General features: G+C 44.5%; 12 protein-coding genes. 2 read left to right on the top strand and 10 right to left on the bottom strand.

The genetic code is table 11. The features are described 5' to 3' along the window. Window positions 1-57: 57 nt before the first annotated feature. Window positions 58-480, bottom strand: coding sequence for an OsmC family protein (locus NWF04_01755; GenBank protein MCW4005315.1), 423 nt, complete (start codon window positions 478-480; stop codon window positions 58-60). 147 nt (window positions 481-627) lie between these two features. Here NWF04_01755 and NWF04_01750 point away from each other — a divergent pair, with 147 nt between their 5' ends. After that, complete coding sequence (locus NWF04_01750; protein MCW4005314.1) at window positions 628-1,299, top strand: GDSL-type esterase/lipase family protein; 672 nt, start codon at window positions 628-630, stop codon at window positions 1,297-1,299. Between the two features lie 32 nt (window positions 1,300-1,331). Here the strand turns inward: NWF04_01750 and NWF04_01745 are convergent, their stop codons facing one another. The 6 genes from NWF04_01745 to NWF04_01720 all read right to left on the bottom strand — a co-directional run bounded on the left by NWF04_01745 (window position 1,332) and on the right by NWF04_01720 (window position 6,122). Further along, window positions 1,332-2,429 (bottom strand): acyltransferase family protein, encoded by a 1,098-nt coding sequence (locus NWF04_01745; protein ID MCW4005313.1) that lies wholly within the window; start codon window positions 2,427-2,429, stop codon window positions 1,332-1,334. Between the two features lie 147 nt (window positions 2,430-2,576). Further along, the gene (locus NWF04_01740; protein MCW4005312.1) at window positions 2,577-4,010 is read right to left on the bottom strand and encodes a site-specific integrase; all 1,434 of its coding nucleotides are present in this window, start codon (window positions 4,008-4,010) and stop codon (window positions 2,577-2,579) included. Beyond that, window positions 4,007-4,474, bottom strand: a complete 468-nt coding sequence (locus tag NWF04_01735) for a hypothetical protein (GenBank protein MCW4005311.1) — start codon at window positions 4,472-4,474, stop codon at window positions 4,007-4,009. Before NWF04_01735 ends, NWF04_01740 begins: the two co-directional genes overlap by 4 nt. A 19-nt stretch (window positions 4,475-4,493) precedes the next feature. Further along, the gene (locus NWF04_01730; GenBank protein MCW4005310.1) at window positions 4,494-4,754 is read right to left on the bottom strand and encodes a hypothetical protein; all 261 of its coding nucleotides are present in this window, start codon (window positions 4,752-4,754) and stop codon (window positions 4,494-4,496) included. Between the two features lie 99 nt (window positions 4,755-4,853). Further along, window positions 4,854-5,246 (bottom strand): hypothetical protein, encoded by a 393-nt coding sequence (locus NWF04_01725; protein ID MCW4005309.1) that lies wholly within the window; start codon window positions 5,244-5,246, stop codon window positions 4,854-4,856. A 153-nt stretch (window positions 5,247-5,399) separates the two neighbouring features. Further along, window positions 5,400-6,122 (bottom strand): winged helix-turn-helix domain-containing protein, encoded by a 723-nt coding sequence (locus tag NWF04_01720; GenBank protein MCW4005308.1) that lies wholly within the window; start codon window positions 6,120-6,122, stop codon window positions 5,400-5,402. Between the two features lie 110 nt (window positions 6,123-6,232). On the opposite strand from NWF04_01720, the gene NWF04_01715 reads away from it, so the two are divergent. Further along, window positions 6,233-7,615 (top strand): rhodanese-like domain-containing protein, encoded by a 1,383-nt coding sequence (locus NWF04_01715; protein MCW4005307.1) that lies wholly within the window; start codon window positions 6,233-6,235, stop codon window positions 7,613-7,615. Window positions 7,616-7,956: 341 nt separating this feature from the next. Here NWF04_01715 and NWF04_01710 read toward each other — a convergent pair whose 3' ends face one another. From NWF04_01710 to NWF04_01700, 3 genes are read right to left on the bottom strand one after another with little or no spacing between them, the layout of a single operon-like run. Continuing rightward, a complete protein-coding gene (locus tag NWF04_01710; protein MCW4005306.1) occupies window positions 7,957-8,478 on the bottom strand; it encodes an ABC transporter permease in 522 nt (173 codons plus the stop codon). Further along, window positions 8,469-8,957 (bottom strand): hypothetical protein, encoded by a 489-nt coding sequence (locus NWF04_01705; protein ID MCW4005305.1) that lies wholly within the window; start codon window positions 8,955-8,957, stop codon window positions 8,469-8,471. Before NWF04_01705 ends, NWF04_01710 begins: the two co-directional genes overlap by 10 nt. 4 nt (window positions 8,958-8,961) lie before the next feature. After that, on the bottom strand, window positions 8,962-9,204 hold the full coding sequence (locus NWF04_01700; GenBank protein MCW4005304.1) for a hypothetical protein: 243 nt from the start codon (window positions 9,202-9,204) through the stop codon (window positions 8,962-8,964). Window positions 9,205-9,313 lie beyond the last annotated feature (109 nt).

Genomic DNA, 9,313 nt, shown 5'->3' with positions numbered 1-9,313 from the left:
GTTCGCGCTCTGAGTTAAGGCTAACGGCACACGGCAACCAAAACCACACATAGGGGGCTATTTTATGTCTACGGAGACGTCTATGCCTTGGCGTACGCTTTGGGTTACGGTGCAGTAATTTTCGAAAATCTCCAGACATCGGGGCAGGCGCGGTTTGTCTTCTTCGGCGACTTCTACGTGAAGCTTGACGTCTATGCTTTTGATTCTAAGCCGTCCTTCAGCGTTTCGCGTGGGGTTCACGTTTAGCGTTGTCTCCAAGTTTTTGACCTTGATTCGTGAACGCTGCAAACAAAACAGCAGACTAGAACTCATGCAGTGCCCAACCGCAACAGAGAGCAGCTGTGCAGGATTTGGACCAGCCCCACCCCCAAGAGGCGGCGCTTCATCAACAATCAAATCAGGCACGCCCTCAACGTTAAACTCAGCATTAAAACGGTAACCATCCAAAAGCTTCAGTTTAGTCACGGCAGGTTCAGACATAACACGTTCCTCGCTACCGTATTTTTATGGCACATCAGCTTTAAACTCTTTTTCAAATAGAAATCAGCTCAAAAGCAGGCAAACCGCATCTGTAGCTTAGAATCGCAAATGTTTTTAGGATATTGCTTCTGTAAGTTGAGCGGGCGCATGCACGTAAAGGAAGGAATGGAAATAGTTAGGGTAAAGTTTTTGGCGGTCTTCCTTGCAGTTGTTTTGGTCTTGGTGAGTTCGGTAGTGGTACTTGAAAACTTGTCAAATAGCAGCGCTGAACCGATTCGTGTTGCTTGCGTGGGAGACAGCATTACAGAATACACCAATTACCCCCAAACCCTGCAAGACCTGCTTGGGGACAGGTATTTTGTGGAGAATTTTGGAGCAAGTGGTTCAACGGTGCTGTGCCACACGTACAATCCGTACATGGGAACACATGAATTCTACCACGCTCAAAAGTTCCAGCCCAACATCGTAATCATTATGCTGGGAACCAATGATGCCCGAGAGGACATTTACCAAGCAATCAACAATTTTGAATCAGACTACCAAAACCTCATCAACCAGCTACAAAATCTTGAAAGCAACCCCCAAATCTACCTCGTAACACCGCCCCCCATATTCGACAATAACCTAAGCCTAAACAACACAAACCTCACCGAAGGCATAATCCCACTCATAGAAGAAATCGCAAACCAAAACTGCTTAATCACCATAAACGTCTACAACGCCCTAACCGAGTACTCACAATACTTCCCCGACGGCGTCCACCCCACAGATGAAGCCGCAACCATAATCGCCAACCAAATCTACCAAGGAATCAGCTAAAATTATCTGAGTTTGCGGACTGTAACTTGGGTTTAGCCGATTAGCTTGTTTAGTATGGGGACTTTTTTCATTACCAGCACCAGTGCTAGGGTGATGAAGAGGGTGAGCACGCTAAGAAGGGGGATGCCGATTATGGGGCCAATGTTGGTTAGGCTTAGTTTGAAGCCAAAGAAGCCCCGCTGGAAGGACTCTAAGATTATGAGGTGAAACAGGTAAATGGGCAAGGTGTTGTGGCTTATGGCTTTGATAAGTCGGCTTAGGTGGGGATGATTGCTTCTTGGCCAGTTAGCGGGGAATTTGTTTAGGATCAGGAAGAGAGCAACGGAGCTTAGGATGGAGTTTGCAGCAAAATAGTCAAAGAAGAAGTATGTTTGACCTAAATTGTTGAAGGGAAAACTCATAGCCCAAGTGGCAATTACAGTCCAGACTACGCCTAAACCAAACAAGCCATACAGCAGCCGTGAGCGGACTTTGACGTTTTGCAAGTACACACCCAAAACAAAGTAGCCTACGCCGCCGCCAAAAACAAAGACAGTGCTAGTTAAGCTATAACCAGTGAGCAGCTGAATTAGGGGCACAACAGCTACGCCTGCAAACCAAAGCAGCGCTATGTACCTGAGAAGTTTGGTACAGTCACGATACGCTAGGACAGCGCGCAGAACCGGAGTTATTAGGTAAAGCCCAATTAGGAGGTAGATGAACCAGAAATGGTAGTAGGGTCCTGTGAAGAGTCCGCGTACGAAGCCGTGGAGCATGTTTGAGGGCGTGAAGGGGACATCGGTTATTAGAAAGCTCCATAGAAGGTAGATGATGCTCCAGAATATGAAGGCTAAACCCAGACGGTTACAACGTTTTTTTAGAAAAACCCTGATGGGTTCACCAGTTTTGGAAGGACGCAAAAGCAAGGCACCGCTAAGCATGATAAAAAGGGGAACACAAGGCAAAGCCACAGACTTGTAAACCGCCGCCGTCAACCAGTACACATCAGAAGACAACGGAGTCTGAAACATACTCGTAAAATACTCGTTAGAAGCATGCAAAACAACAACCAAAACAATAGCCAAAACCCGAATTAAATCTACAGGAACAAAAAAAGCATCATCGTTTTTCTTGGCATCAGACTCTAACATTTGGGTAATAATACAGACTAACCACGCCGCAAACGATAACCGAACCTACCAACAAGCCACTAATTAAGATTTAGGTAAAAACCACAACCGCCAACCACCAAGACGTGATTGGCGGGCCCGACGGTTATTAAGCCACCTGCTAGGATTTTATCTTGTTTCATTTCGTATCAGCTCCTTTAGTTGGTTGCTTAAAACGACGAGTTGGTGGTTTTCGAGTTCATCGGCGTTTATTTTTGTTGTGGCGCCTTCGGCTAGTGCGTCTTTGGCGAGCATTTGTTCGGGGTTCATGCCCCATGCGCGTATGATTTCTTTGAGGGCGTCAACTTTGCTGACTTTGGTTTTCTGTACGATTGCTAGTCCGGCTGCTGTGTAGACGTTTCGTAGTTTGTCTATGCCGAGGCTTTGGATGTCGTGGTAGGTGTCAACTGTGTGTCCCATCATGTAGTCAACGTAGTCTGGCTGGACGCCTAAGGCGAGCATTTGGGTTTTGAAGAATTTGCGCAGGCTGTGAACTCGCAGATCGAACATGCGTCCTCTTTTTTGTTTGAGTAAACCTGCCTCTTTGTAGAGTGAGTGTACTTTTAGGCGTAGTTGTTTTGGTCCGATTGGTTTGACTTCTTCAGCGGTGTTTTTGTCTCGGATTAGCGGCGCTTCTGGGGTTAGGGTTTCGGGTGGGATTCTGCCGACGCCTTTCTTTCTGTGTTCGATGTAGAGTTTTAGGAACTGGGCTGCTTCTGCGCCTAGGAAGGTGTCGTAGTCGTGATATTTGCCTTTGGTGATTTCTGCTTCGACGTGTACGTGGATTGGGATGCGGTTGGCTTCGAGGTCTTCTTGTACGTGGCGGTATTGGAGTTTTGAGAGGGTTTCTTCTCTAAAAGCGCCTAAAGCTAGCATGGATATTATGGCTTTTTCTCTTAGGTCTGCTATGTCGAGTAGTTTGGCGAGTTCTTCGGGTTTTGGTGCTCGGTCTTTGTAGGTGACTCGGCGGCTTAGGGGTTCGGCGGGTTCGATTTTGACGCCGTTTACTTTGTAGAAGGTTTTGACGTGTTTAGCGTAGGTGTGAACTCTTCCTGGGGAGAGGCCTTCGTCTTGGAGTTCGGCTATGTAGTCGTCGAGGTATCCGCAGTGGTTTTGGACTCGCTGTGGGTCGGGGATGCTTCCGACTGGTTTGGTGTCTGCGATTATGAGTTCTGGGTTGTAGCCTAGCCAGATGGAGTATTTTTCGATAGTTGCTGAGTAGCTGTAGCAGCTGTGGACTGAGCCTGAGCAGTGGCGTAGGAAGTGGCGTGCCATTTTGATTACGGTTGGGTTGTCGAAGACGAAGGGTATGAGGTTTGGTCGTTCGCTTAGAAAGGAGTTTAGGATGTAGGTGATGAGTCCTTTTTCTTTGGCTGCGAGAACTTTGTCGAGGCTTACGGTGACTGGTTGCTTGAGTTTCCAGCCTTTTAAGCCTGTTTCGAAGATGATTTTGTCGCTTTGTATTTGCATTGGTATGGGTATGGTTTTTAGCTCGTCGAGGGAGAGTTGGCGGTTGCGGGTTATAGGAGGGCTGATAGTTCGGGTGATGGCTTGTTGTTTCATGTTGCCATCGCTTCTCGTTGAGTTTTTCGCTTCTTTGGCTGAAGCGCGAACTCGCTTTCTTCTTTGTCTTGTTTGCTTTTTAAATTCAATCCTAGATTTTTTGGTAGAGGCTTCGGATGGACTTTAAGCCGCTGCAAGTCTAAAATGTCGCTTTTCAGAAGCACTAAACCAGAAGCTTTAGGGTCGCCGCCATGAAGTGTAGGCGGTTCAGCATCTCTATCCCAAGATAAAATAAGGTACAACTCGCAATCGTAGACTAACCAGCCGACGGCTTCTCTTTTCTGCGGTTTCATCACAACAGCGAAATTGCGGTTGTAGAGGACATGGTCTAGGTAGCGTACAAAAATTAGTTGCTGAGGTGGGTTTGGGGGGCTGGTGCCTGCATCCCCTTTCAGGGATGACTTACAGTTTGTGCCTCCAATGCTGCCTGGGGGTTGTATCACGTTTGATGTAAGTACAGCCATTCCCTCCCACCCAGCAAACCTATGATTTGACAACGTCTAAATCCGAGATTCCAAGTGTATCGCACAGATTCTTGAATGCCTGCAAAGCCTTTGCCTGCTTCTGCTGGTCAGAAATCGTTAGAATTCGGTTTTTTAGTAGTTCAAGCTCAGATTTCAGGTCCAACTCTTCGATAAGTTGCAGTCTCTGCTCATGGTCGTTTAGTACAAGGTTGATTTTGTTTAGAATGGCGCCGATGTCAGCGATGATTTCTTGCACGGTTACTTTTTGGGGTTTAACCAAGCCTTTTTCACCTTGACCAACTCTCAGGCTGAACGTAAAAACTATCCATCGACACAACGAGATCATCTCGTTGTAGGGGACAGTAACGAGACTATTCTGTTACGGATACATCTTTAGTGCATCTATTAGCTTTTGGAGCTGGTCTTCGGGGGCTATTTGAAGAAAGATATTCAGGTTCTTTTTTCTTAACTCAAAAGCAGCCCTTCCCCTGACACTCAACCCATAGAGCGGTGAATCAGAAAAATGTGCACGTATAGTTCTTGTGCCGCCTACTTCTAGCCAGCGCTGCTTGAAAAGAGCCTTCAGTCGCCGGTCAATGTTTTGTCTTCCTTTGCATCTGAAGCCTTTGACCGCTCTAACCTCTCTGAATATGTCATAACTTGCCAAAAGTTTGCCCTCTGGGTAGAGAACCAGAAAGATTACAAAGTTTAGGGCAGCCTCTCGGCCACTAAACACTTTCAGTTCTGTGCCCTTGCATCTCTTCCGAGTCACAGATGTCTACTCCCCCGACGGGAAGAAGAGCAAAAGCTGGGTGCTTTGGCGTACCATGCAGAGGCACGCCTGCTCCTTTCATGTAAAGGAAAATGAGGCGTAAATTGGATAGCGTGAAATGACCTTTTTCCGCTTCATGTAGCGGTTAGAAAGCTAGAATGTTTGATAGAACCTGCTTGCCAGCCACTTCCCAACAAAAGTGCCGATAACCAGACACAATACGAGACTTGAGAGAGTTATGCAGATTTCTAATTCTCGCCCCAGCACATCGTAAATCAACTGGCTAAACCCGCTATAAACCACTATAAAGGATAAGGCGAGCCATAGAAGAAAACCCACCACGATGCCTCTAGAGAAGTTACTAATATGCAATAGTCTGGAGCGGTTTTTTTCCGAAAGAACCTCAACGGTGATGTGCTCCACCATATAGAGCGTGCCTATCAATGCAAAGAAAACCAAAAAACTTTGCAGCAACAAAGTGAGACTTACATAGCCAAGGACATATACAATCAAATTAATGCTTGTAAGTAATATGGCCGAAGTGCCTATTGCGATCCAGAATTTTTTCCACCATTTCGGTTTTAGCCCCATCTGATGGCGGTTTTGGTCGGGAAACTCTATTAGCAGGCGGGTGGCGAGTTTACCTTTCTCTGTTAAGGTATATCTGCCCTCTGCATCTTTGGTTAATAAATCGTTTAGTTGTTTAAGGTGGTAGTTGAGTCGTCCAGTGGTTAGAAAACCCAGTTGATTTATGAGTTCGGTATGACTCAGAGCCTGTTTCTCGTTTATAAGAAGCACTATTTTTCGCCGTGTTTCGTCCTTAAGAATCTTGTAAAGGAACTCAACACCTGATGTCATAACAGTTTTTATTGACAATTAATCGATTTAAAGACTTTCGACAAAAATTTTTGTCCCAAATCGTCCTAAAACGTAGAATTAACTACCTCTTGCCTAGTAAGAAATGACTTGATTATGGAGGTGAAAAAATGGAAAGGAAAAAACCGGTTATTTGCCTTATTCTCACCGCTATACTGCTATCCACTTTTGTTCTAGTACAACCCGCTATAGCCTGTCCTCAATCAAATCCTCAGGATATTACAGTTCAACAAGCAAAACATCTGATAAAGCATACCCCAAACATCCTGATTTTAGATGTTAGGAATGAAAGCGAATACAACTTAGGTCACCTTAACAATGCTGTTTTGATACCCTTACATGAACTCGAGAATAGAATCGGTGAATTGGCAGCAGATCAAAATAACAAGATAATCGTTTACTGTGCTGCCGGTTCAAGAAGTGCACCTGCTAGTCAAATCCTTGCCGACCACGGTTTTACTAAGGTATACAACATGGTAGGGGGTATAACCGCATGGATGGACGCAGATTACTCGATTGCAACAAGCTATCATCATGTAACAGTTGACGCTACAGGTAATGGCAAGCCTTCGATGGAAATAGAACCACTGTTGCTCTACCAGGCACAGACAAATTGCACATCTTGTCAAAACCAAACATGTTCAAACAGTACTGGATCGCTCGAACCAACAAATCCCGATTATACGATATTGCAACAAAATGACACTTATGTAGAAGTTCTTGCGACGTATGATATCAACGGAACAACTACTCAAGTGACTATTGCTGAGACACTACTTTGGAACTACGCTGAAACAACAGCCAACTCCAATACAACAGGCTGGTATGTTCTCACACAGGTAACCTCAGAGAATTCCTCACTTGAATATTATAGAATGCAATACAATGTTTTTACTGAAGATTACAACTTGACTATTTCGTCAAGAGTCAACCCTCTTGATGCAGAGATTTACCAAAGCTGCTCTACATCTGTTACATATACCCCAACTACTGACACAGGGCTTAGTTCCTATGAGTATGTAGAGTTTAATTCGACAGTTACTTTGTCGGAACATTATTCGACGTTAAGTAAAGTTGAAAAGCAAATGGCTAAACTCTATAGCAAAAGCCAAGAAGAAAACCTAACACAGTTAGCCAGTAGTTATAGCATAATGCAGGCTGCTACAAAGGACCTCTCTAAACTGGTAAAGAACCAATTACCCGAATATGACAAAGAAATCATAGAAAGTTCGGCAACATTAAGAGATGCATGTGGCGACTGGCTTTGTCTTCTGATATGCCCATTTGTATGCGCCATCGGTTGTGGGGCAGGTTGTGTGGTTATCTGTGCTGCCGCTTGTGCTGCTCCTTGCGCTGGATGCGTTACTATATGGGCTTGTTGGATGTGCGCTGCTTGTGCAATTGGTTGCGGTGGTGCATGTGCTGGCTTATGCTATGTAATAGGCATATATGGTTGCAGTCCAGGATGCGATTGGCTATGTTGTCAAATCTAAAAAATATTAACCCCCTCTTTTTTTATTTGTATTAAGACAAAAGAAGGTGAACTAGATGAATACAAAAATGCGTGTATTAATTGGGTCATTAGGCTTTTCAAGTTTCGTTATCATAAGTCTGATACTGTACCTTATAGGTGGTTCAACTGCTTCTGCCTCTATTGCTCTTTCTCTTGCGGGAGGATTAGGCTTTCTAATAGGATGGTTGTTCATAAGTAAGCGATATTCCACTTCTAGCAAGCCATGTCCACCTTAACAAGTCTAAAATCTCTTTCTTTTTTCTCGAATATTCGATATTTTTGACATATCACTCGATGCTGTTCTATCTTTAAATTACTTAATTACCGCCGTCCAGAGTACCAGTCGAGAAGTTTTTTGGAGAGTTCTTTTTTGCCCCAAACATAGGCTATCACTGCAATCAACATCGGCACCTGAGCCACCGCCATCATCACAACCGAAAAGGCTCGTGCAAAGAAGTTTGAAGGCAAAGAAAAGACATATAGACCGGCCAGCGCGCCGCCTAAATTGATGACCATAAGCAGTATCCCCATCACAAGCTTGGGGTTAAACTCTTTGCCAAACTGCACCGACGCATCCAGTACCAAAGAGACCCCGACTACGCATGCAAACCAAAGAAAGAGCGCACCTAAGGCGTTGCCTCCGTGAAGATACCCAATGGATGCAAACACAAAACCAAAAACCATCACCGTCCACACCAGCATCCTTCTAACTTCACCCTTTGGAAGTCTATTTCTGTGGTTAGGTTTATTTTCAGGGCTGATAGTTGCGGGGCGGCTTGGCATGTTTGGTTCCTTGGGAATCCAACCTCTGACACGGTTCTCTATACCTTTCTTCAGGGCCATTTTGAGTCATCCTTTAAACTGCGCTTTTGAAAAGCCTTCCAGATGCTATCGCCGATGAGAGCTCCAACGATAGCTAGAAGGATGAATGGTATGAGAAAGTAAAGTGACAACGGACCTATGATTAACCTTGCAGCAAAGACAGTTCCGAAGGCGACAAGTAGCCCAGAACCAACAACAATTTGTACTCTTCGTACCTTACCAAATACGCCACTTTGAGAAGATGCGGAGAGAGTTTTATCAATCCCTGTTTTGTGGAGGATATAACGTAAAACCAAAACTATAACAAGATAGGTAATAGGCCAAAAAATGCCAAGGTAATTAGTGGCGTGTATTACCAGATAAAAAATTGGGACAATTAACGCTGCCATAAGCACTATCAAAAATACACTTACGGTTCGGCTAGTTTGAGCACTAAGTCTAATGGAGTCTTTAGGAATCCAGCCGAGAATACGATTCTTTAAGCTCTTTTCTTTGTTCATATACTCAAGCAGGTTCCTTAGTGATATAGTGCTGAATTCTTTTCAACTTAAAAGCGGCAAGCCAAAAAGCTCCAATGACAAAAAACCACAAAATGACAGCGTAAACCGTAGAGTAATAAGAAGTCACGCCGTTCTCCACGAAAAAGACATATGAGCGTCCTGCCGCATATCCACCAGCAAACACTCCAAGTACACCAAGCAAAACAGAAATTACTTTGAGTTTGACCGCTTTTTCTCTTTCAGACATTTAGCTCACATTTCAACAATAAGTCGGCAAATATTCTATTATTTTTAAGTTGTACTCTTTTTAAACGCTTTCGACAAGAAATTTTGTCGTTATTTGTCCTAAAGCGTAG

The sequence above is a fragment of the Candidatus Bathyarchaeota archaeon genome (genome assembly GCA_026014465.1).
Classification (GTDB): Archaea; Thermoproteota; Bathyarchaeia; order Bathyarchaeales; family Bathycorpusculaceae; genus JADGNF01.
The sequence above is the reverse complement of the archived record's forward strand: the minus strand, read 5'-3'. Positions and strand labels throughout refer to the sequence as shown.